Raw genomic sequence first — 23,075 nt, forward strand, 5'->3', positions numbered from 1 at the left:
AGCAAAGAAGAACTTATTGCTCATAACGAGTACGATGCCTTAGGGCAATTAATACAAAAAAAAGTAGGAAACACCCAAAGCAAGCCTTTACAAACAATCGATTATAGTTACAATGTACGAGGTTGGTTAACGGCCATTAATGATGCGGATAATTTAGGGAGTGATTTATTTGGTTTTGAACTGGGGTATAACACCTCTCGAAGTGGAGCTGAAAAATTATACAATGGAAATATTTCTGAGACCTATTGGAAAACTAAGAGTGATAATGTGTTAAGAAGGTATGCTTATAGCTACGATGCTTTAAATAGAATAACCAAGGGAGCTTTTAACGGAAATGGACAAACCGACCGTTATACATTAGGAAGTATCTCATATGATAAAAATGGAAATATAACGAATTTAGTTCGAAATGGTCATATCAATGGAGCGGCAACCTCATTTGGAACGCTGAGTAACCCTATGGATAAATTGAGCTACACTTATCATGCAGGTGGGAACTTTTTAGTAAAGGTGAGTGATACAGGAAATAAGAACTATGGTTTTATAGATGGAAGCAATACGGATAATGACTACGGAAGGGATGTTAACGGAAATCTAACACGCGATAAGAACAAGGGAATTACAAACATAGCCTACAACCACCTGAATATGCCAACGGAGATAAAGTTCAATAACTCGAACACACAGAAAATCAATTACACCTATTCAGCCGATGGAATTAAAATCAGAAAGGTTGTAAATGATGGCGGAAACGTAACCACAACGGATTACGCAGGTGCATACCAGTACGTTAACACCAACCTTGAATTTATCCGAAACTTTGAGGATGGCTATGTATATCCCAAAAACGGAGGCGGTTTTGATTACGTGTATTATTACACAGACCAACTGGACAACATCCGTTTGATGTACAGCGATTCCGATGGGAACGGCACTATTGACCCGAGTACCGAAATCATGGGGGAGTCTCATTTTTATCCATTCGGCTTACAGCACAAGGGCTATAACAGTACGGTCAATCCAATAGGAAGCAGCTTCCATAAGTACGATTACCAAAATCAGGAAAGACAGGACGAACTTGGATTGAACTGGTTACAGTTCAAGTACAGGATGCACGACCCAGCAATAGGGCGCTTTGTGTCGATAGACCCATTGGCAGAAGATTACGTACACAACTCTACCTATGCCTTCGCGGAAAACAAGGTCATCAAGTACAATGAGTTGGAAGGCTTAGAAATCACGCTCAACAAGTTTGATAGGATGAGCTACGAGAATCAAGCACCTGGCACTAATCCAGCTGCCGTTTTTGCAGTAAACTCACTAATTAGTGTTGCCAATGGTGTAATAGATATATTCAACTATGCAGGCGATTTGGACAGGGCTGACCAATCAGGGGAAGGAAGTCTAAACAAGCTAGCAAATGATACCGGAGACACTGCTAGTGCTGTAGTAAGCTATGCGGAAAACACAACTTTATCCGAGTTTGGGGATGATGTAGGTGCTATGTTAAGCAATGTGGAAACTTACGAGAATGTTGCAGGTTCTATTGTAGCTGCGGGCGCAGTTTCTAAAGTTTCTAAATTAGGTAGTATAAGTAAAACTCCTAAAGTTTCTCCTAACGTACAAAAAGCGTTAAAGACTTTAGATGATATAAAAGCGGGTGGAGGAAAAGTTAAAATGAATAATTTAAAGTCTAATCAAGAATTGAATATGACTGTTTCAAAAGGAAGTGATAAATTAAACGTTAGAGTGGAAACTCATACTGTTCCAAAGAAATATGGTGGTAATGGTAAAACTCCACAAAGGCATATGAATGTTGAAACAGTACCAGTTAAAAATAATAAATTGCCAAATAAAGGGCATAAAATTTTAGAAGAGCAATGATAACAGAAACGCAACAATTTTTTATAGATGTTTTGAAATTATTCCCTGTTGAAGAAACATCAGTTTTACTGATTCAAGCTCCATATGAAGAACTAGATGAAATATTTAAAAAGATTAGTTTTAAAAATGATGATATACATCAATTTGTGAAATTTGACAGAAAAAATATTGAGCTGGTATTGTTTGAAACAATTTATAATGATTTTGTAGGGTATATTCAAAGTATAGAAATCAAGGTAGATGATAGAAAAATCTTTGAAGGTTATGATACTATGGAATATGGTATGTTTTCCAACAAGTTTAATTTACCTAAAGAGTTTAAAGAAAAATACACGAAAATGGATATGTGTATGATATCGGAAGATTGGTAGTCATGTGACGCCCTAAAAATATCAAACCACCTTTAACGAGGTGGTTTTTTTATGCATAAGTATTACGAGCTTTAGCATCACGAACAAGAGCATTGATAGTAGTAAAGATAAGCTCTCTATCCTCGCTGTTCAGCTTTTGTAAACTCGTAGGCACATCAACAAACACCAATGAAAAGTGTTTTTTTGTGAGTTATAAATGAAAGTGTTGTTAAATTGTTATATGTTGATATTTATTTCTAACTAAAATTAGTTACTTTTTAACACTTTTATTCTTACTTTAAATTATTTTTAATTGTTAAATTTTGAGATTTTGTTAAAAAAGAGCTTGAATTTTAACTTTAATTTGAAACATTTTACTATTTTTCACATTAAATATTTACTCTATGAAAGATTTAAAAAAATATAAAAAACTGCCAGCATTTAACTTGCAGGAAATGTTAATTGTGTTGGCGATTATCGGGATTCTAATTTTAATTGCTTTACCAAATTTAATGCCACTCATATCCAAGGCAAAAAGTGTAGAGGCACAAACTCAACTTAAAGCTATTTATAATGCGCAAACAACTTATAGATACATGTATTCTAAATATAGTGGGGAGATGTCTGAACTAGATTTTGAAGCTCCAGTTACTGTTAAAAATAATGGGAATGCAAATTATGAGTACCAAATATTATCAGCAGATAACGCTAGTTTTACAGCAAAAGCCATTGCTATAACTGATTTTGATGGCGATGGTGTTTTTAATGTGTGGGAAATTGATGAATCGGGGAATCCAAAGCAAATTGTTAAAGATTAACATTGTTGAAGGCAATATTAATTATTTTATTACTAGTTGTGTTTTATCAAGATTATAAAACGCAATTGGTTAGTTGGTATTTGTTTCCGTTGATAGCTTTTGTTTTTGGAGTTAATTTTTACATGGAGATTAATCAAAATATTATTTACTATATATATGTGGTAGCTTTTAATTTCAGTGTGATAGTTTTAATCTTATTAATTCTGTTTTTGTATAGTAAATTAAAAATGAAAATGTCATTTATAAATACCACTTTCGGAATAGGTGATGTTTTAATACTATTTGCAGTAGGTTTAGGTTTTCCGTCGTATACTTTTTTATTGTTATTAAGTCTTTCAATGCTGTTTGCTATAGGTTGTTATTTTGCTTTTAAAAAAAAATATTCTTATCAAACAGTGCCCCTAGCTGGATACATGTCATTGTTTTTTGCCTTGTTGCTTTTTATGGACTATATGCCCTTTTTTCCTAACTTATTTGCATATTGATTATGAAAGAAACTACTTATCAAATAGAATCTAATTTACTACAACTTATTTCTTCTGAGCAAGCATTTCATTATAAAATAGTCCCTTTTAAGAAGAAAGGAAAGCAATTAAGTTTATTAACATTGGAGGGCACTCCCGACGCTATAATTGACGAACTTGAAATTGTACTAGATTATCAAATTGTATTGGAACGAGTAAAAAAGCAAGAGTTCCATAGGTATTTGAATAGTAATTATAGGAGGCGCGAGTCTAATGAAAGTAAAGTGCTTCATTATGTATCGGACTTTTTGGAGCAGGTACTTATTAATGCAAAAGGCATTGGAAGTAGTGATATTCATTTTGAACCCTATGAAGAAGAGTGTAGAATTCGATTTCGGTTGGATGGAAAGTTAACGGAACAATATAAAATTCCTATTGAAGAATATCCAGTAATTATAAATAAAATTAAGATAAGAGCTAATTTAGATATAAGCGAAAAACGTTTGCCGCAAGATGGTAGAATTACAATTGTAACAGATACCGATGAGTTTGATATACGAGTTTCCACATTGCCAACACTTCATGGAGAAAAGATTGTTCTTAGAATATTAAGTAAAGATGCCAATAAGTTTGATTTGAAAGATCTTGGATTTACTAAAAAAGAACTTCAAGTATATTTAGAAAGTATTAAAAAACCCAATGGGATTATTTTAATTTCTGGTCCGACGGGTTCAGGTAAGACAACTACACTATATGCTACCTTAAAATTATTAAACGATAAACAAACAAATATTTTAACTATAGAAGACCCTATTGAGTATACTCTAGAGGGAGTAAATCAAGTACAATTAAAAGAAAGTATTGGCTTAGATTTTTCATCGGCTTTACGAACTTTTTTACGGCAAGATCCCGATGTTATTATGGTAGGAGAAATTCGAGATGTTAAAACAGCAAATATGGCAATTCGCGCAGCGCTGACGGGACACTTAGTTCTGTCTACCATCCACACAAATTCTGCATGGGGAACTATTTCAAGGTTGATAGATATGGGAGTTCCTTCTTTTTTAATAGCCAGTACTCTCAATATTAGTATAGCACAACGCCTAGTTCGAAAGTTGTGTTTAGTGTGTAAAGAAGCACAGCCTATAGATGTTTCAATGTTCCCTTCAAGTTTTGTTATTCCTGAAGGTTTAAATCAGCATTATATTGCTAATGGTTGTGCTGATTGTTATTATACAGGATATAAAGGAAGAAAAGCAATTTATGAGATTATACCTATAGTTGGGGAATTAACACCATATATAAAGAAAAATGAATTGCAAATAGATGCTTATTTGGAAGAAAAACAGATACGAACTCTAAAATATAATGCTATTAATTTAATTAAGGAAGGGGTTACTTCCATAGAAGAAGTTTATGCCTTATTAAGTGATTAAAATATGATGAAAAAAAATACTCTAGCACTAATATTATGTGTGTTATGCTTTGTTGCGTCAGCACAACAAAATACAGCTCGAATTGAAACTATAAAAAATCAATTAGAGCTACTTTCTATTGAAGAACCTGGTTTGACAGAAAACTTAAAATTAGATATTAATGTAAACGACGTTTCTCTATCTAATTTTTTATTAGCAGTTTCCAAAGTACATAAAGTAAATATTTCTGTAAATCCAGAACTTAATAATATCACTATTATCAATAATTTTTCGGATGTAACAGTCTCAGATTTATTAGTGTTTTTATGTAAACAATATAATTTGGATATTGAATTTACAGGGAATATTCTTTACGTGAAGCAATATTATGAAGAGGAACAGGTGCAGTCTCCTAAGGAAGTAAGTGTGTTTTATGATGTTGAAAGTAAATTAATTAGTATGGATTTACGTAATGATGAGTTAGGAAGGTCTTTTAGGAAAATTATGGATGTTTCAGGAAATAATTTATTGTTTTCAAACGGAATGGAAAATATCCCGTTGACAATTTATTTAAAAGATGTTCCTTTTGATTCGGCAATGAAAAATTTAGCTCTAACTAATGGCTTGATATTAAATAAATCTAGAGAAGGGTTTTATTTATTTAGTGCTGATTTTGTTAATAGTGATGTGGCTACTCATACTAATGTAGACGGACAGGGAAATCCTATTCCAATGCCACAGCGACGTGTCCGTACTATGAAGTCAGAGAACTTTTATTATGAGGTTTTAGACACAATTAATAGAGAATTATCGGTAAATTTTAAAAATGCTTCTATAGCATCGGTGATAAATGAAATAGCCTATGATTTAAAGTTAAACATTTATACGGCAACTCCTTTGGAAAATGCTGGCAGTATATCTTTTAAAACGAATAAAATTACTTTTGATGAGTTATTGGAAAAAACTTTTGAAAGTACAAATGGAGTTAGTAATACTTCATCAACTCATATAAATACTGATAATATTCCTGATCGGAGAGGAGATAATAATATTGTTGGTAATACAACTTCGAGGTTTACATATAAAAAAGAAGGAAATGTTTATTATTTTGGAACTTCAGATCAATTAAGTGTTCGGCAAGTTGAAGTTGTTCATCTAATGCATCGTTCAATAGAATTGCTTGGAGATCCAACAACTAAGGCAGGAACTACAAGAAGTGCAGGAAGAACTGTTAGCGGGAATAGTAATTATTACGGTGGATATTCTAATTCGTATGGGGGAACTAATTACAGTTCAAATTTGAATAACCCTAACCCTACCTATACTAATAATCGTCGGACGATAAATACCACAGCCGATACTTTTGAAGATTATAGTAGTAAAGCAGATGCATTGGTTAATATTTTGCCTGATGAAATTAAAGCTGACTTAGATATTAAAATTGATCTTGAATTAAATAGTTTTTTAGTGAGTGGTCCAGCATCAAGCATTAATAGATTTAAATCATTTATAAAACGAATAGATAAACCTGTTCCTGTGATTTTGATAGAAGTTATGATACTAGAAGTAAATAAATCGGCTACTATAGAAACTGGAATTAGTATGGGGATAGGAGAAGAGCCAATAGAAACTCAAGGAGAAATATTTCCAAATACCAACATACAGTTTGGGGCAGAAACAATTAATCGTGTTATTGGAGGATGGGGAAGTTTCGGGTCTATTAATTTTGGACAGGTAGTTCCCAATTTTTATGCATCTATTAAAGCATTGGAATCTAATGGGAATATAAAAATCCGTTCAACACCTCGATTATCAACTTTAAATGGACACAAAGCAGATTTGTCAATTGGTGAAACTACTTATTATGTGGTAACAAATCAAAACTTTTATGGTTCTCAAATTCCGCAGACTTCAGAAATACGAAATTATCAACCTATTGATGCTGAACTAGCAATTAGTATTAAGCCTTTAGTTTCGGGAGATGGTCAAATAACTTTAGATATTAATGTAATTCAGTCTAACTTTAGCGGGGAACGAATAGATGATGATGCTCCTCCTGGAATTAATTCTCGTGAGTTTAGTTCTATTATACGTGTTATGGATCAAGACCTCGTTATTTTAGGAGGATTGGAAGAAAAGGCAAAAAATGATTCGGGAAGTGGAGTGCCAATTTTATCAAGGATACCAATTGTTAAATGGTTTTTTAGTTCTAGAAAGCGTGAAGATTCAAAGAAAAAATTAACAATACTTATTAAACCTACAGTTATTTATTAATGCTAAAGCGAATCTTGTCATATATTAAAGAGGGAAACTCTTATTCTGCTATAGAACTATATTTAAAGGACGAAACAGAGATGTTCTCTATTTCTTCTTTTAAAAATACTAAAGAAGGCTTAGAGCAAGATTTTTACCATCAAGATGCTATGGAAAATTTTGATGCTACAATTGTTCCGAAGAAAAAAGCTTTTTTGATAATTAATACTAACAATGTACTTACAAAGATTGAAGAAGGAACAGAAGTGGAAGAGGGTGCTTTGGTACATAAAGCATTCCCGAACTTAAAACTCAATGAATTTTTTTATGAAATTACGAATTATAAAAATAGTCAACTTATTTCGATATGCCGAAAATTACACGTAAATAAATGTTTGGAGTTTTTTAAGCGAGAAAACATCTTAATTACTGGATTTTCATTAGGAGTTTCAAATATTTCAATAGTAATTCCATTTATAAATGCTTCTTCTTTTTATTTGAGAGATAAAGAAGTTACTGTTCACGAAGAAGGAGCTGTGAAAATTCAGACAAGGGAATATACGGAGAGACAGTATGATGTGCAAGGGATAATTCTTACAGAAAAAGAACTTTTAAGTTTTGCAAACACATTAGTTTTTATTAAAGGGATTGATGGTAGTAAGAGTAATTTTAGAATGCTGAATGAACAATTTCGAGAAGATGGTATTCATGGACGATTATTTTCTTTGCTTTTAAAAGCGGGAATTGTTTTTCTTTTAACAACGCTAGCAATTAATTTTTTATTTTTTACTTATTATTATTCAGAAATTGAGTCACTACGCCAGTCTCAACAAGTTAATATGACCAATAAATCTAAAATAACGGAACTGACGCAAACGATTAAGAATAAAGAGAAAATGATTGATGATATGATTTTATCTTCATCATCTAAAGTTTCGTATTACATAGATAAATTGGTCTATGAGATGCCTGAAGAAATTCTTTTAAATACGATAAATTATCAACCTTTACTTAAAGATATTAAAGAAGATAAAGAAATACAAATTCAAAAAAATGAGTTGATAGTCTCAGGAATATCATCAGAAAGTAAAGTGTTTTCTACTTGGATAGAAGCTTTAGAAGCCTATAATTGGATTACAAAGGTAGAAATAACAAGTTATAATCATTCGCAAGAAATGGCTTCAGAATTTTCTGTATTAATAACGATTAGAGATGAAAAATAAAACTAAAAATATGATTTTTGTTGGAGGGTTTTTATTAGTGTTATTTATATGCTATCAATTTTCTTTCTCTAAAACACTTTCATTATATAGTGCTTATACAGATTTGAAAAAAGAAAGAGTTTTGTTTGAAAGCATCCCTAAACAACATTATATGCTTGTAAAGCAAAATCGATATTTAGATTCGTTACTTAACGAATATCAAATAGGAGGTACTTCTCTTCAGAATAATTTGTTAAAAGCATTAAATGCTAATAAAGATTCTTTGGGGTTTAAGTTAGTCACTTTTAACAAGACACATATATTTAAGCAGGAACAGTTAACTGTAAATTCTCATGTTTTTACGCTAGAGGGAACATTTGAAGTAATATTAAAACTACTTTATAATGTAGAACAACGGGCTAAATTTGGAGAAATATTACATGTTTATTTTGAGAAAAAAAAAGATTTTCGCTCAAAAAAAGAACGATTAGAAGTAAATGTTATAATACAAAATTTTAAATAATTTATATGAGAGAAGGCATTAAAATATTAATTGCATTAGTTGTATTATGCTACTCATGCAAAACGGTAACTGTTAATAATGATAATCAAATTATAAGTGATTCTCAACCGCAATTGGGGGCTATTGGGTTTTTAGAAAGTCGATTAGTTTTAGAAAAGGAGATTAAGCGACATACGTTTAAAACCGTGATGTTGCCATCTTTAGAAAGTAAAATTCGTTTAGAATTGCACAAAGAAAAATTTGATAAAAAAAGATATACTGCGTATTTAAATACGTCTCCAAAAAATGAGTATCAAGTTTCTTATATTGATAGTATTTCTACGAAACCAGAATTTTTGTCCTTGCAATTATCTGATAGGCTTGAGTATATAGAACATTTAAAAGGGGATGTTAAATTAATAAACTATTTAAAAGATAAACCAGAATTACAAAGCGTCACATCAATTTCTATAGTTGTTAAGCCAGAACTTGTTTCTTTTTTTAATAATGCCGAAAGCATTTTTTTAGTATATGACAAAAAATTAAAAGAATACCATATAGAACTTATGGAATATAGTGGCGCTAAACAAAAGGTGTATTTTAATGATGTAATTGTTTTTGCTTTTAATACAAGTGGTTTTTGTTGGGGCGCTAATTATAAACGTCAAGTAGAGTTAAAAATGTTATCAGATGGAGGATGTTCTAAAGGATTAAAAAAGAAGGCTACAAGGGTAAACATTGAAAAAGATTATTTAAATTTTTAATTTTTGGTAGATTATGATTATAAAAAGCGATATTAATAAAATTAGATGCATAGCACTTGGTTTAGTTGTAGGATGGGTGTTTGGAGCCTGTTCTGACATAGTAAAAGTACCAGACATCACTCAAGATAAAGTTATTGTTATTGCACCTGCACACCAAACAACAGTAAAAGGAAACGTTGTTAATTTTACATGGGAGCCATTAGCTGATGCCGACTCTTATTTGTTACAAGTCGCGAGTCCAAATTTTGAGCAAGCCTCTCAAGTATATGTTGATAGTCTTTTGGTAGAAACATCTTTTGAAAAAGAGTTGCTCCCTAATGATTACCAATGGCGGGTAAAAGCAATTAATAGCGCTTATGAAACATTATATTCTTATAGCTCTTTTAGTGTGCGAAAAAGTGATGGATTTGAAGGAAATACAGTTTTGTTAACAAATCCAGTGAATGCTCATATTACAAATCAAACAAGTATAAATTTTGTGTGGGAAGCTTTAGAAGAAGCGGTAGCATATCAATTTCAGGTTTTAGATTCTTCTGGGGTAGTGGTGGCAGAAGAAACTATAGAGGATACATCTATAGAGTTAAGTTTGGAAGAAGGAAATTTAACGTGGCAAGTCAAAGCAACGAATAGTGATGACGAGAGTACTTTATACTCGTCTCGAACGATATTGATTGACAGAACTAATCCCAACACCCCACAATTGCTGACCCCCGCAAATAATAGTACGGAAGTTAGTGGAGAGTTAACATGGACATGGGAACGAGAAAATAGTATTGGTGGTAGCGTAGAAATAGATAGTATTTTTATTTATAACGACGAAAACCAGACAAGCCTATATAAAAAAGGCATAGGTTCAGAAAAAAGCTATCAAACTACAATAGATATAGGAAGCTATTATTGGAAGGTAACAGCATACGACCTTGCGAATAATAAGAGTGATGACAGTGCTGTTTTTGAGTTAGTTGTGAATTAAAGTATTGATTGTTAGTATATTGCATAAAATATTTTTTAAAATCTTGAATTATGACTAAAATTATATATGCTATAATCTTATTTTTTAGCACTATTACTTTGCACTCACAAAGTTTTACATTGCCTAGTGATGGCAAATGGTATTTAGTAGGAACTACTTCAGGGAGACATGGTTTTATGGAATATATATACGACCATACTACAGGAAATAAACCCTCTATTGTTAAAGGTGAGATACAGTTTATAAACGCTAAGACTTTTGTCATTCAAAAACAACAAACCATGGGGTATTCTGTATGGAACCAACCTCAATTTGCGTTAATTAATAAAGGAGGTGTTTCCGAACTATGGGTTAAAGCTACAGAGGGTATTAATTCAGGGACTTTTCAAGTGATTTATTCTAAATATGTTTCTTTAAAATTAGGAAATATAAGCGACATAGACTTAAGCGATAATGGAGGACTCTTAAAGATATATGATAAATTGCCAGATGATAGTCATCTCTACACAGGAAATATGAATATTTTAGATGGCAACGTAGGCATCGGCACCACAACACCAGACGCGAAACTAACCGTAAAAGGCAATATACATACGCAAGAAATTAAAGTAGATTTAGCTGGAGCCGTAGCTCCCGATTATGTTTTTAATGATGATTATAGATTAAAAACTTTAGAAGAAGTAGAAGCACATATTAAGGAAAATGGACATTTACCTAATATTCCTTCTGCCAAAGCTATGGAAGAAGAAGGCATTAACCTTAAAGAAATGAATTTAAAATTGTTGGAAAAAATAGAGGAGTTGATGTTGTATACCATTGAACAACAGAAAATGATTCAGGAATTAAAAAAAGAAAATGATGAACAACAAAAGCTATTTGAAAAATAAAATGAAATTCAATTCAAAGCAATTCAGGTATTAGAGGCAAAATTTAACCAACTAAAAAGTAAATCATGAAATCATGCGCTGTTTTAGTTTTATTAATTATAGGAATCAATTTTCAAATGCATTCACAAAACATTGATTTAAACAATAGTACAGACTACATTCGAATTCAAAAAAATGGAGAATCAGGTTTTTCTAGAGCTTTTGGATTAAATTCTTATAATCACCTGTATATCGGTAGTGTCGAAAAAACGATTGGTAATATCTATTTTTTCAATAAAGGGATAAATCATTTAATGACTATAACTCCAAGTGGTAATGTGGGAATAGGAACTACTAATCCTAATCAAAAGATACATGTTGACGGAGCAGTTGGAATTGGGAGAATGGCAGGAAATTTTCCAGAAGGATTAAAAATTGAATATGTTGATGGAGGTGTAGGAACGACTATCTTCAAGCATAATAGATGGGGTGGAGATATTTATTTTAAAAGAAATAGTCCTTCTGGAGAAAGAAAACAATTTTTTTTTGGCGGAAGTGGGAATCATATAATGACTATTTATAATGGGAATGATGAAGTAAAAGTTAAATTAAATTCAGGAGGGAATTCATATTTAAATGGTGGTAATGTTGGTATTGGTACTACAACACCAGACGCAAAACTAACCGTAAAAGGTAACATCCATACGCAAGAAGTTAAGGTAGATTTAGCTGGAGCCGTAGCTCCCGATTATGTTTTTAAGGATGATTATAATTTAAAAACTCTAGAAGAAGTAGAGACTTATATTAACGAGAATGGGCATTTACCAAACGTTCTTTCAGCCAAAACTATGGAAGAAGAAGGTATTAACCTTAAGGAGATGAATTTAAAATTGTTGGAGAAAGTAGAGGAGTTAACTTTATATGTTATTGAATTAAAGAAAGGGAATAATGAACAGCAAAAGCTATTAGAAAAACAGAATGAAATTCAATCTAAAGCGATTCAAGAATTAAAAGAAGAACTTAATCAACTAAAAAATAAATTATGAAAACATACATCCTTTTAGTTTTATCAATTATTGGAATCAATCTTCATGTACAATCTCAAAACATATTTCCTACCAATCAAGGTGGGCATGTGGGTATTGGAACCCTTACCCCCAAAAGTCCATTGACTATTAAGAGTACAAACGACGCTATTATGACATATCAGACCACAGATAACACATGGTTGTATACCAATTGGTTGGATAAAAATAATAATCGAAGACTTTATATGGGGTTAAGTGCTGATTTGTCTAATTTTCGCATAGCAACATTCAATGGTACCAATAAGTTTATTTTTACGGGAAGTAAGGTGGGAATTAGTGTAACTCCCGAAGAGATTTTTCAAATAAAGAATGCGTTCGTTTTTCATAGCGGAGGGCATGAAGTGCTGGGGTTTCATTATAAACCAAGTGGAGGAGTGGATTTATCTCCTGATAAATATGCCGCTGAAATACGATTTGATCCTGTAACTGGAAATTTGCGTTTGGGAACTTCTTCTACTGTTACGTCAACTCCGTTGACTAGGTTTTTTATTTCGAAAGAAGGGAAAGTAGGGATTGGTACATTAGATACAGGTTCTCATAAACTTGCCGTTGAAGGTTCTATTGGTGCTAGAGAAGTGAAGGTTGAATCTAACGGTTGGAGCGATTTTGTATTTAAAAAAGACTATAACTTACCCTCGCTTGAAGAAGTCGAAAAACATATTCAAGAGAATGGTCACTTAAAGGACATTCCTAGCGCAAAGGAAGTAGAGCAAAACGGTATTTATATAGGCGAAATGAATGCAAAGTTATTGCAGAAGATTGAGGAGTTGACTTTATACGTAATAGAGCTTAAGAAACAGAATGAGCTTCAACAAAAAGAAATAAACAAATTAAAAAAGTTAAATGAAAAATAAAATATCATTTTTAGTGTCGATGGTATTTTGCGTTCAATCTATCGTAGGACAAACGGTTGATGCAAATTATTTAAACCCGAAGAATGAAAATTCTGATTATAAGTTTATAGGGTTTGGAAATTCATCTGAATATATTTCTGGTTTCATGTGGAATAAAACTAATGCCCGCTGGGGTGATGGAGATGATTTTTCAATATATACTGTTGGGAATAGGGATTTGACATTTAAAACAGGTACAGGCAATTTTATTGTTTTTCCATCTGATGGAGGAAAAGTTGGAATAGGAACAACGTCTCCTCAAGCTATTTTGGATGTAAATAAAAGTATTAATAATTTTTGGAGTGCTCGAATAAAAAACTCTGGTGGAGATTCATTTGGATTACTAATTAAAAATGGTTACGGAGGAAGTCAGTCGCATAATATTCCAACAATACTACAACTCGAAGATAATAGTGGAAATATACGCATGAAAGTTCAAAGCAATGGAAAGATGGGAGTAGGTGTTCAAGATATACCAAATGGATATAAACTTGCTATAGGAGGGAGGGTTATTATGGAGGAGGTTAAAGTTCAGAATATATCGGATTGGCCCGACTTCGTTTTTGAAAACGATTACAACCTACCAACCTTGGAAGAAGTCGAAAAACACATTCGAGAAAAAGGACACTTACAAGATATTCCTTCAGCTAAAGAAGTGGCAGAGAACGGTATTCACCTAGGCGAAATGAATGCAAAGTTGTTACAGAAAATTGAGGAGTTGACTTTATACATAATAGAGCTTAAGAAACAGAATGAGCTTCAGCAAAAAGAAATAAACAAATTAAAAAGGTTAAATGAAAAATAAAATATCATTTTTAGTGTCGATGGTATTTTGCGTTCAATGTATCGTAGGGCAAACGGTTGATGCAAATTATTTAAACCCGAAGAATGAAAATTCTGATTATAAGTTTATAGGGTTTGGAAATTCATCTGAATATATTTCTGGTTTCATGTGGAATAAAACTAATGCCCGCTGGGGTGATGGAGATGATTTTTCAATATATACTGTTGGAAATAGGGATTTGACATTTAAAACGGGTACAGGCAATTTTATTGTTTTTCCATCTGATGGAGGAAAAGTTGGAATAGGAACAACATCTCCACAAGCTATTTTGGATGTAAATAAAAGTATTAATAATTTTTGGAGTGCTCGAATAAAAAACTCTGGTGGAGATTCATTTGGATTGCTAATTAAAAATGGTTACGGAGGAAGTCAGTCGCATAATATTCCAACAATACTACAACTCGAAGATAATAGTGGAAATATACGCATGAAAGTTCAAAGCAATGGAAAGATGGGAGTAGGTGTTCAAGATATACCAAATGGATATAAACTTGCTATAGGAGGGAGGACCATCATGGAGGAGGTCAAAGTTCAGAATATATCGGGTTGGCCCGACTTCGTTTTTGAAAACGATTACAACCTACCAACCTTGGAAGAAGTAGAAAAACACATTCAAGAAAAGGGGCACTTACAAGATATTCCTTCAGCTAAAGAGGTAATAGAGAAAGGTATCCACCTAGGCGAAATGAATGCAAAATTGTTACAGAAAATTGAGGAGTTGATGTTGTATGTTATTGAGCAACAGAAAATGATTCAGGAGCTAAGAAAAGAGGTCAATCAGTTAAAAAAGAAATAAAAAATTAGAAGAAGTAAAAGCAGATATAGGAAGAGAAGCCTATTAAAATGGGTTTGAAGATTTTTGGAAGAGTTTGAGGTATTGTTGTTGTTTACCTATTCTACAGAAAAATAAAAAGAGGTGCTTAAGAATCAAAAAGTCAAGAAGAGTGCATTATAAAAAAAACAGTAAACTCTATAAATATGAAAAGAATACTATTTTTAATTCTATCAATTTTTAATTCATCCTTAATTTGTAGCCAATCAGTTATAATACAACCTAGAAAATTAACTGAAGCACTCCCTAGTGAATATCCTGTAGGGAGTTATGTAATGGAAACGGAATCAGATGCGCCATATAATTGGAAGCATGATGCAGGAGTATTGTTTGGGTTTAAGCCTACGCATTCTAATTTCCGTCATGTACAGTGGATAACCAATGCAAATGCTACTCAATTTTCTATGAGAGCAAAAAACGGATTAAATGATACTTGGCTACCGTGGACTAAAATAGTTACTGAAAGTAGTAATGGTAAAGTCGGGATTAGAGCAAGTAATCCTACAGAACATTTGCATGTTATAGGTACGCTTGGAATGCAAGGGATTAATCCAAGCGATTTACCAAGTAAATATTGGCGAATGTACCATAATGCTAGTAGCACTAAAGATTATGGCCTTCAATTTCATTATGATAAAAAAATTAAAGTAAGATTTAGAGAGAATGATTTTGTATTTGAAGGATTGGTAAAAGCTAAAGAGGTAAAGGTTCAAACAAATGTTTGGCCCGACTTTGTTTTCGAAAACGATTATAACCTCCCAACCTTGGAAGAAGTTGAAAAACACATTCAAGAAAAGGGACACTTACAAGATATTCCTTCAGCTAAAGAAGTGGCAGTGAACGGTATTCACCTAGGCGAAATGAATGCAAAGTTGTTACAGAAAATAGAGGAGTTGATGTTGTATACTATTGAGCAACAAAAAGATAATATTGAGCTGAAAAAGCAAATTGATGATAATAATTTAGAAATTCAAGAGCTTAAAATATTATTAACTAAACAACAAAGTCTAATCAATAATCTATTGGGAAAAGATGACTAAATTATTTCTTGCCTTTTTGTTAGGGGCTGTGTTTTTTTTTCAAGCAAAAGCACAATCGTATTCTGGGGTGTTAACTCATACTCAAAGTTATTTTATTGTTAAACCATATGACTCTTCTTATGACGATGGATATGATGCCCGAATATTTTATGACGGAAATAAAAAAGCTTTGAGGTTCTGGAATTCTGATCCTAATATAAGTTATACTAATATAGAAATAGGGAGTCTTGTTACACATAATCAAGCGATAATTAATAACGGGAAACAAAGAATATATTTAGCTTCTGGTGAAAACTCTAGTTCTTATATACTGAGTGTTGGAGTAAATGATGATGGTGTGAATTTTGAAAATAATTCGATAATTAGAGGGTTCAATTTTAAGAACAATAGAGGATTACTCATGAAAATTTCAGACAAAGGGAATGCTCTTCTAAATGGAAAATTTGAAGCCAAAGAAATAAAAGTAACTACGACTCCTACTGCCGATTTTGTTTTTGAAGATAATTATAAGATTCCTTCATTAGAAGAAGTAGAAGATTTTATTAAAAAGAATAAACACTTACCAGAAGTTGCTTCTGCAGAGGAAATGAAAAAAAACGGTGTAAATGTTGGGGCGTTTCAAATAAAATTGCTTCAGAAGATAGAAGAATTAACTATACATACAATTAATCAAGAAAAACGTATTGATACGTTAGAAGAAAAGAATGAAAAGTTAATAAAGGTTGTTGAGAGGCTATTAATGAATAAGGAAAGTGAATAGTGAAGGGGAAAACGAAAACATATATATTGTTGCTCGTAGTGCTTGTTATTTGGGGGATTATTGGATATAATATATATTCTTCAATATATGGGAATGTTGTAAATGAGCAAGTGAATTCTATGAATTCTGGAATGATTTTTAAAAAAAGAAATGCCAAGCCTATAAGTGACTTTTCTTTGCATGAACATACAAGAGATCCTTTTTTAGGAGTTTTTAAGAAAAAGCTATTTGTTAGACCTGTTTCTACGAAACAACCTATAATTAAGGACTCTGTGTCTGAAATATATGTAGATTATGCAGGAATGGTTAAAACAGGTAACGCCAAAGAAAGACGCATTTATTTTGTAAAGATTAATGGGGAACGACATTTAATACATATAGGAGAGCAGAAATTGGGTGTAAAATTAATCAAGGGAGATGAAAATCAAATCACAATTACAGTAAATGGGAAGCGAAAAATTGTGAAAAAATAAAGAAATATAAATTGATTATTTATGAACTCATTTAAACTTTTCGTAGTTAAGCGAAAATCAGCTATTTTTTGAGCATTTGAAGTATTTTTTGAATTGCATAGGCAGGGCTATGGAAAGAAAAAAAGACGAAAAACGCACGAATAAAGGGCTATTTTTTAGCAAATAGGAAAAGTATAAACGAGTTCTATAACATGAAGTTTTGAAATTAATAAATAAAAAATTAAAAGGAGGTGCTTTACAGTTTGTGCTATTTATTGGAGTAGTAATAGCTATTTTATTACTTACTTTTATTTCGTTGGCGTATTCGCATCAGTTTTTTCAGAAGCGAAGTGATTTTTTTTTAAGTGCTGTAAGCCAATCTAATAACGGCATTTATTATTTGCTTCATAATGATATTTCAATGAAAGACTCCGTGGCATTACATCTAGAAAGCAACGAAGAACAAATAGATGGTAATACTTTAATTACCTATAAAAGGTTTTGGGGACTGTTTGAGATATTAGTGTCGAAAAGTGTTATGTATCATCAGGAATTTACAAAAGTAGCTTTGGTAGGAGGGAGGAATCGAAAGGAAGATCGATATTCATTATTCCTTCGGGAGAATAATAGACCACTTGTGGTTGTAGAAAGAGCAGAGATTGGAGGGAAGTTGCTTTTGCCAGAAGAAGGTGTCCGTCCTGGGAATATAGGAGGAAAGTCGTTTGTAGGAACTCTATCTCCATTGAGTAAAATTGGGAAAAGCAAGATGCAACTTCCAAAACTTTCAGAACCAATCATGGCACAAGTAAAACTATGGTTACAGGGAAAATTTGATGGTTCGTTTGAATATATTTCACCTAATTACCCGTTTAGTTTAAAAAAATCATTTAAAGAAAATACACAGTTGTTTTATAGTGATACTCCTTTGCATTTAGCAGAGGGAACACTTATAGGAAATATATTGGTGTATTCGAGTTCCAAAGTATATATCGGAAAATATATGGATATAAAAGATATTGTTATTGTAGCTCCCGAAATAGAGATTGAAGAAGGATTTAAAGGAAGTTTGCAAGCAATTGCATCTAAGGAGATTACACTTAATGAGAAGGTGGTTTTGGAGTACCCGTCAGCTTTAGTAGTATATAACACAAATTTGGGTAATTCTCAAGGAGCTATTCAAATAGAAAATCAATCCTTGGTACAAGGAGCAGTTTTGTTTTACGATGAAGATAGTAATGAGGAAACACAGCACTATAATGCTCAGGTTAGGATAGCCAAAGAAGCTTATGTTGAAGGAGAGGTGTATTGTACTAAGGGAGTTGAATTGTTAGGAGAAGTAAAAGGCACTATTACAACATCTTACTTTGTTGTAAGTAAATTCGGTTCTATATATCAAAATCATATATACGGCGGAAAATTAAACGTAGAACAATTACACGAAAGATACACGGGATTAATATACTCGGATCGTCCTAAAAAAATAGCAAAATGGCTTTATTGAAAAAACTTAAAGGTTCTACTTTAATGGAGACACTTGTAGCTACAGTGCTTATTATTGTTATATTCATGATTTCTAGCTTGATACTGAATACTCTTTTTCTTGGATTTGCCAAAGAAAACACGCAATTGTTGGATAATCGGATTAGAGAACTGAAATACGGAATTATAAGTGGAACCTTAAAAACTCCTTATGATGAAACATATGATAAATGGATAGTTGAAATCAGTAAAAAAAGTAAAGTAAAAGATTCTTTATTAGTATTTTCTGCAGAAAATACAGTAACAGGCAAACTTTATGTTAAAGAATATATTCTTGAATAAAAGAACAAAAATACAAGCATTTACAATAAGTGAGCTTATTGTCGTAATGATTATTACCGTCATTGTTATAGGGCTTGCGTATTCCATATTATCATTGGTACAATCGCATATGAAAGGAATTTCATATAATTTAGAAAACACAACCGAACTCAACTTAATAAAACAAGCTTTAACATACGATTTTAATGTTTATTCTCAAGCTGAAGTCAAACAATCTGGCACAATTCTTTTTAAGAATGAACTAGATTCAATAATATATACACATGAAGAAAATATATTAATTAGAGAATTAGATACTTTTAATGTAACTACAAAATCAGTTGATTTTTTTTTAGATAATAAAGTTATAACTTTTGGAAGATTTAATGCTATAAAATTGATTCTAAATCTAGAAGGAAAAGAAACAGAAATCTTTATTTACCAACCGACAGATGCAAAAACTTATATAAATTAATGGGTTTTAATTTAAATGATATATCACCAAATCAACCAAAGCCTATAAAGGAAGGAATTGATATAAATGTAATTCTCAAAAAAGAAATTACTCTATTTGGGAAAAAATTCTCAAATAAAAGGAAAGAGAACTTTTATACAGAGTTAAGCGTTTTGTTAAAGGCTGGAATTTCTTTAAAGGATGCCTTAACGATTATAGGGGATAATGAAAAGAAACAATATCAAAAAGTTTTTTTCGATAATTTGGTACAAGACATTGTGTCAGGGAAAGCTTTTTCAGAAGCAATAAAACAACATAATGACTTTTCAGAGTACGAATATTATTCATTGAAGGTTGGAGAAGAAACAGGAATGCTCCAAGCAATAACTAAAGAATTAGGTGTTTTTTTTAGCAAAAAAAACGAACAACGTAGAGTTTTAATAGCTGCTATTACATATCCAACAATTATAATGTTTACTTCTGTGTTAGTAGTTGTTTTTATGTTAATGTTGGTAGTGCCTATGTTTCAAGATATCTTTTCACAAAACAATGTAGAATTACCTTGGATTACTAGATTGATAGTAAAAGCGTCTGTTTTTATTGGAAGATATGGGTGGTTAATCCTCATAATTTTATTTTTATCATTAATATTAAGAAAATGGATTAAAAGAAATAAGTTATATAAACAAAGCAAAGATATATTACTCCTAAAATTACCTTTTGTAGGAACTTTTTATAAAAGTGTGTATTTATCACAATTTGCGCAAGCCATTTCTTTATTAACATTTTCAAAAGTGCCAATGCTTCATAGTATACAACTAGTAAAGAAAATGATTGATTTTTATCCATTACAGCACGCATTACAAAAACTGGAGGCTGGAATATTAAAAGGAGATAGTCTTAGTAAGAGTATGGAGGATGGGTCTTTTTTTGATCAAAAAATTATAGCATTAGTTAAAGTGGCCGAAGAGACAAACCAAACAAACTTTATTTTTGACCGACTTCACAAGCAATACGAAACAGAAGTAAAACAGCAATCAAAAATTTTATCTACAGTAATGGAACCAATAATTATCTTAATGGTAGGAGTCGTAGTGGGTGTTATTTTAATAGCAATGTACTTACCAATGTTTAAATTAAGTAGTGCAATAGGTTAATGACTGTAAAAATAATAGTTTATTATTTCAATTTAACGAAATATAATCTATATTTAAAGGGTGAAGTAAAATCAACCCTTTAAAATTATGAAATTAAAATTTATCGCAGTCTTATGTTTGTTCTTCTTTTATGATGGATTTGCCCAATACACCTACAATGGAACCAGTAAACATAATTTTAAAACATCATATGGAATAATAGATATTGGACCATACAATGTAGATTGGGCGCATATTTATACAGATAGACCCAAGATTATCTTTAACAAAGATGTCTATACCACAACCAATGCTTTTTCTTCCTATAATAATGACCTTATTTTTAAAACTAAAGGAACTGAGCGTCTTCGCATTTTAGACGAAAACGGAAATGTTGGAATTGGAATTTTTAATCCGACCGAAAAGCTATCTGTAAATGGAGGAATTATAGCTAACGGAGTTTCTTTTTTAGATAAAGAATTTGGTACAAATACCGACTATATAGCTTTCTATAGAGAAGATATTCAAACAGATTATAGTGTATTAAAATTACGATTAGGAGATGATAGTGTAAGTAATTTTGATATTGGTTATAAAAGTTGGAAAACAGGAGAGTGGTTTACTACAATGTTGATCAAAGCAAATGGTCGGGTAGGAATCGGGACTACAACCCCCGATGCAAAACTAGCCGTAAACGGAGATATCCATACGCAAGAAGTAAAAGTAGATATGAATGGTTGGTCCGACTTCGTTTTCGAGAAAAATTATAAGCTCCCTGCACTTGAAGAAGTTGAAAAACATATTCAAGAAAAGGGACATTTACAGGATATTCCCAGCGCAAAGGAAGTAAGAGAAAATGGAATCCGCTTAGGGGAAATGAATGCGAAGCTGTTGCAAAAAATTGAGGAATTGACACTTTATGTTATTGAATTAAAGAAAGAAAATATTGCTCAAGAAAACTTAATCCAACAATTCAAAGAAGAACTTAATCAATTAAAAAATAAATTATGAAATCATGGCTATTATTTGCATTGATTTTGGCTTTTCCAGTACTAGTGTTTTCACAAACTAATAAGATTGGATCTACTGGGAATGTAGGGGTTGGGATAATAAATCCTACTTCGAAATTTGAAGTTCAAGGAGATTTTAACAATCTTTTCATGATTGGTAATAAGTCTCCTGACGGCGGACAAACTTATACCTCTTATGAAAATGGTAGAGCATACATGAATTTTGTTGAGTACGATGATCCATTTGTTCTTCGATTTATACAAACTCATTTAGATTTAGATAATACCGAGCTTATATTTTATAATGGGAATATGGGGATAGGAACAAATCCCGATGCAAAACTATCTGTAAAAGGTGATATTCATACGCAAGAAGTAAAGGTAGACTTGGCAGGAGCTGTAGCGCCCGATTATGTTTTTATGAATGATTATAAGTTAAAAACTTTGGATGAAGTAAAAGCTTACATTAATAATAAAGGGCACTTACCCAATATTCCTTCAGCTAAAGAGATGGAAGAAGAAGGGATTAACCTAAAGGAGATGAATTTAAAGCTTCTTGAAAAAATAGAGGAGCTTACTTTGTACACCATAGAGCAGCAAAAGTTGATAGAAACACAGGGAGTTATACTTGTTGAGATGAAAAATGAAATTGAGAATATTAAAAAGAAAGAGCGATGAAAAAGATATATTTTGTTCTGAGTGTTGTAATAAGTTTTTGTGGGCATGCACAAAGTAATACTTACCCTTCTTCTGGAAATGTTGGGATTGGAACAACTACTCCGTCGGAGCAATTGGAGGTGCAAGGATTGATAAAAATAGGTATGGCAAATAATAAAGAGAATAATTCTCCAGGAATTGTGGCTTTAAGCAATGACGATTTCTTGTATGATGGACAATATATTAATCATTATGGTTTTGGTTTTCATGGATATAGTGATGGTACAACAGGATATCTTAATCCCAGAAACGCATACATGTCGGGATATTTTGGAATAGATTTTTTTACTCAAGGAAAACCAAATATGAGAATAAGTCATGATGGATTAGTAAGTATTGGGACTGCAGTTCGGCAGCCAGGATATAGACTTGCAGTAAATGGAAAAATAAGGGCTAAAGAAATTAAGGTAGAGACTTCAGGCTGGAGCGATTTTGTTTTCGAAAAAGATTATGACCTGCCAACACTTGAAGAAGTTGAAAAATATATTAAAGAGAATGGTCACTTACAAGATATTCCCAGTGCGAAGGAAGTGGAACAGAACGGTATCCACTTAGGTG

23 protein-coding genes and 1 pseudogene are annotated in these 23,075 nt (G+C 31.9%); all 24 read left to right on the top strand.

Annotated features, from left to right (window positions below; translation table 11 throughout):
• Positions 1–1,884 (top strand): RHS repeat domain-containing protein (locus JMA43_RS13510; protein WP_342157238.1); only part of this gene is annotated, 1,884 nt, incomplete at its 5' end.
• Positions 1,881–2,255, top strand: a complete 375-nt coding sequence (locus JMA43_RS13515; protein ID WP_342157239.1) for a hypothetical protein — start codon at positions 1,881–1,883, stop codon at positions 2,253–2,255. The genes JMA43_RS13510 and JMA43_RS13515, both read left to right, overlap by 4 nt.
• A 383-nt stretch (positions 2,256–2,638) precedes the next feature.
• The gene (locus JMA43_RS13520; protein ID WP_342157240.1) at positions 2,639–3,052 is read left to right on the top strand and encodes a prepilin-type N-terminal cleavage/methylation domain-containing protein; all 414 of its coding nucleotides are present in this window, start codon (positions 2,639–2,641) and stop codon (positions 3,050–3,052) included.
• A 487-nt stretch (positions 3,053–3,539) separates the two neighbouring features.
• Positions 3,540–4,952 carry a GspE/PulE family protein gene (locus JMA43_RS13525; protein WP_342157241.1) on the top strand — a complete coding sequence of 471 codons (1,413 nt, stop codon included), beginning with the start codon at positions 3,540–3,542 and terminating at the stop codon, positions 4,950–4,952.
• A gap of 3 nt (positions 4,953–4,955) precedes the next feature.
• Complete coding sequence (locus JMA43_RS13530) at positions 4,956–7,205, top strand: type II secretion system protein GspD (RefSeq protein WP_342157242.1); 2,250 nt, start codon at positions 4,956–4,958, stop codon at positions 7,203–7,205.
• Positions 7,205–8,407, top strand: coding sequence for a hypothetical protein (locus tag JMA43_RS13535; protein ID WP_342157243.1), 1,203 nt, complete (start codon positions 7,205–7,207; stop codon positions 8,405–8,407). The genes JMA43_RS13530 and JMA43_RS13535 overlap by 1 nt, the downstream gene beginning before the upstream one ends.
• The gene (locus JMA43_RS13540; protein WP_342157244.1) at positions 8,397–8,909 is read left to right on the top strand and encodes a hypothetical protein; all 513 of its coding nucleotides are present in this window, start codon (positions 8,397–8,399) and stop codon (positions 8,907–8,909) included. Before JMA43_RS13535 ends, JMA43_RS13540 begins: the two co-directional genes overlap by 11 nt.
• Positions 8,910–8,914: 5 nt before the next feature.
• Complete coding sequence (locus JMA43_RS13545; protein ID WP_342157246.1) at positions 8,915–9,652, top strand: hypothetical protein; 738 nt, start codon at positions 8,915–8,917, stop codon at positions 9,650–9,652.
• A gap of 13 nt (positions 9,653–9,665) precedes the next feature.
• Complete coding sequence (locus JMA43_RS13550; RefSeq protein ID WP_342157247.1) at positions 9,666–10,625, top strand: hypothetical protein; 960 nt, start codon at positions 9,666–9,668, stop codon at positions 10,623–10,625.
• 98 nt (positions 10,626–10,723) lie between these two features.
• Positions 10,724–11,512, top strand: coding sequence for a hypothetical protein (locus JMA43_RS13555; RefSeq protein ID WP_342157248.1), 789 nt, complete (start codon positions 10,724–10,726; stop codon positions 11,510–11,512).
• Between the two features lie 65 nt (positions 11,513–11,577).
• Positions 11,578–12,537 carry a hypothetical protein gene (locus tag JMA43_RS13560; protein ID WP_342157249.1) on the top strand — a complete coding sequence of 320 codons (960 nt, stop codon included), beginning with the start codon at positions 11,578–11,580 and terminating at the stop codon, positions 12,535–12,537.
• Entirely contained in the window at positions 12,534–13,433 is a 900-nt protein-coding gene (locus JMA43_RS13565; RefSeq protein ID WP_342157250.1) for a hypothetical protein, read from the top strand. Before JMA43_RS13560 ends, JMA43_RS13565 begins: the two co-directional genes overlap by 4 nt.
• The gene (locus tag JMA43_RS13570; protein ID WP_342157251.1) at positions 13,423–14,277 is read left to right on the top strand and encodes a hypothetical protein; all 855 of its coding nucleotides are present in this window, start codon (positions 13,423–13,425) and stop codon (positions 14,275–14,277) included. Before JMA43_RS13565 ends, JMA43_RS13570 begins: the two co-directional genes overlap by 11 nt.
• Complete coding sequence (locus JMA43_RS13575; protein ID WP_342157252.1) at positions 14,267–15,112, top strand: hypothetical protein; 846 nt, start codon at positions 14,267–14,269, stop codon at positions 15,110–15,112. Before JMA43_RS13570 ends, JMA43_RS13575 begins: the two co-directional genes overlap by 11 nt.
• A 182-nt stretch (positions 15,113–15,294) precedes the next feature.
• Positions 15,295–16,188 (top strand): hypothetical protein, encoded by an 894-nt coding sequence (locus tag JMA43_RS13580; RefSeq protein ID WP_342157254.1) that lies wholly within the window; start codon positions 15,295–15,297, stop codon positions 16,186–16,188.
• Complete coding sequence (locus JMA43_RS13585) at positions 16,181–16,948, top strand: hypothetical protein (RefSeq protein WP_342157255.1); 768 nt, start codon at positions 16,181–16,183, stop codon at positions 16,946–16,948. Before JMA43_RS13580 ends, JMA43_RS13585 begins: the two co-directional genes overlap by 8 nt.
• Complete coding sequence (locus JMA43_RS13590) at positions 16,948–17,421, top strand: hypothetical protein (protein WP_342157256.1); 474 nt, start codon at positions 16,948–16,950, stop codon at positions 17,419–17,421. The genes JMA43_RS13585 and JMA43_RS13590 overlap by 1 nt, the downstream gene beginning before the upstream one ends.
• Positions 17,422–17,620: 199 nt before the next feature.
• Positions 17,621–18,901: a hypothetical protein gene (locus JMA43_RS13595; RefSeq protein ID WP_342157257.1), complete on the top strand. Its 1,281-nt coding sequence runs from the start codon at positions 17,621–17,623 to the stop codon at positions 18,899–18,901.
• Positions 18,889–19,221, top strand: a complete 333-nt coding sequence (locus JMA43_RS13600) for a hypothetical protein (protein ID WP_342157258.1) — start codon at positions 18,889–18,891, stop codon at positions 19,219–19,221. Before JMA43_RS13595 ends, JMA43_RS13600 begins: the two co-directional genes overlap by 13 nt.
• Entirely contained in the window at positions 19,214–19,675 is a 462-nt protein-coding gene (locus tag JMA43_RS13605; protein WP_342157259.1) for a hypothetical protein, read from the top strand. The genes JMA43_RS13600 and JMA43_RS13605 overlap by 8 nt, the downstream gene beginning before the upstream one ends.
• Positions 19,675–20,811, top strand: a complete 1,137-nt coding sequence (locus tag JMA43_RS13610; protein ID WP_342157260.1) for a type II secretion system F family protein — start codon at positions 19,675–19,677, stop codon at positions 20,809–20,811. Before JMA43_RS13605 ends, JMA43_RS13610 begins: the two co-directional genes overlap by 1 nt.
• An 87-nt stretch (positions 20,812–20,898) precedes the next feature.
• Positions 20,899–21,801: a hypothetical protein gene (locus JMA43_RS13615; RefSeq protein WP_342157261.1), complete on the top strand. Its 903-nt coding sequence runs from the start codon at positions 20,899–20,901 to the stop codon at positions 21,799–21,801.
• Positions 21,798–22,478 carry a hypothetical protein gene (locus tag JMA43_RS13620; RefSeq protein WP_342157262.1) on the top strand — a complete coding sequence of 227 codons (681 nt, stop codon included), beginning with the start codon at positions 21,798–21,800 and terminating at the stop codon, positions 22,476–22,478. The genes JMA43_RS13615 and JMA43_RS13620 overlap by 4 nt, the downstream gene beginning before the upstream one ends.
• Positions 22,475–23,075: pseudogene (locus tag JMA43_RS13625) on the top strand (hypothetical protein); the annotation flags it as partial. The gene JMA43_RS13620 and the pseudogene JMA43_RS13625, both read left to right, overlap by 4 nt.

The organism is Joostella sp. CR20, assembly GCF_038433465.1.
In the GTDB taxonomy this organism is placed as follows: domain Bacteria; phylum Bacteroidota; class Bacteroidia; order Flavobacteriales; family Flavobacteriaceae; genus Galbibacter.

Excerpts from the sequence above, each read along its gene's own strand:
- JMA43_RS13515 (WP_342157239.1), top strand. The coding sequence starts at position 1,881 with ATGATAACAGAAACGCAACAATTTTTTATAGATGTTTTGAAATTATTC.
- JMA43_RS13520 (WP_342157240.1), top strand. The coding sequence starts at position 2,639 with ATGAAAGATTTAAAAAAATATAAAAAACTGCCAGCATTTAACTTGCAG.
- JMA43_RS13525 (WP_342157241.1), top strand. The coding sequence starts at position 3,540 with ATGAAAGAAACTACTTATCAAATAGAATCTAATTTACTACAACTTATT.
- JMA43_RS13530 (WP_342157242.1), top strand. The coding sequence starts at position 4,956 with ATGATGAAAAAAAATACTCTAGCACTAATATTATGTGTGTTATGCTTT.
- JMA43_RS13535 (WP_342157243.1), top strand. The coding sequence starts at position 7,205 with ATGCTAAAGCGAATCTTGTCATATATTAAAGAGGGAAACTCTTATTCT.
- JMA43_RS13540 (WP_342157244.1), top strand. The coding sequence starts at position 8,397 with ATGAAAAATAAAACTAAAAATATGATTTTTGTTGGAGGGTTTTTATTA.
- JMA43_RS13545 (WP_342157246.1), top strand. The coding sequence starts at position 8,915 with ATGAGAGAAGGCATTAAAATATTAATTGCATTAGTTGTATTATGCTAC.
- JMA43_RS13550 (WP_342157247.1), top strand. The coding sequence starts at position 9,666 with ATGATTATAAAAAGCGATATTAATAAAATTAGATGCATAGCACTTGGT.
- JMA43_RS13560 (WP_342157249.1), top strand. The coding sequence starts at position 11,578 with ATGAAATCATGCGCTGTTTTAGTTTTATTAATTATAGGAATCAATTTT.
- JMA43_RS13565 (WP_342157250.1), top strand. The coding sequence starts at position 12,534 with ATGAAAACATACATCCTTTTAGTTTTATCAATTATTGGAATCAATCTT.
- JMA43_RS13570 (WP_342157251.1), top strand. The coding sequence starts at position 13,423 with ATGAAAAATAAAATATCATTTTTAGTGTCGATGGTATTTTGCGTTCAA.
- JMA43_RS13575 (WP_342157252.1), top strand. The coding sequence starts at position 14,267 with ATGAAAAATAAAATATCATTTTTAGTGTCGATGGTATTTTGCGTTCAA.
- JMA43_RS13580 (WP_342157254.1), top strand. The coding sequence starts at position 15,295 with ATGAAAAGAATACTATTTTTAATTCTATCAATTTTTAATTCATCCTTA.
- JMA43_RS13585 (WP_342157255.1), top strand. The coding sequence starts at position 16,181 with ATGACTAAATTATTTCTTGCCTTTTTGTTAGGGGCTGTGTTTTTTTTT.
- JMA43_RS13600 (WP_342157258.1), top strand. The coding sequence starts at position 18,889 with ATGGCTTTATTGAAAAAACTTAAAGGTTCTACTTTAATGGAGACACTT.
- JMA43_RS13610 (WP_342157260.1), top strand. The coding sequence starts at position 19,675 with ATGGGTTTTAATTTAAATGATATATCACCAAATCAACCAAAGCCTATA.
- JMA43_RS13615 (WP_342157261.1), top strand. The coding sequence starts at position 20,899 with ATGAAATTAAAATTTATCGCAGTCTTATGTTTGTTCTTCTTTTATGAT.
- JMA43_RS13620 (WP_342157262.1), top strand. The coding sequence starts at position 21,798 with ATGAAATCATGGCTATTATTTGCATTGATTTTGGCTTTTCCAGTACTA.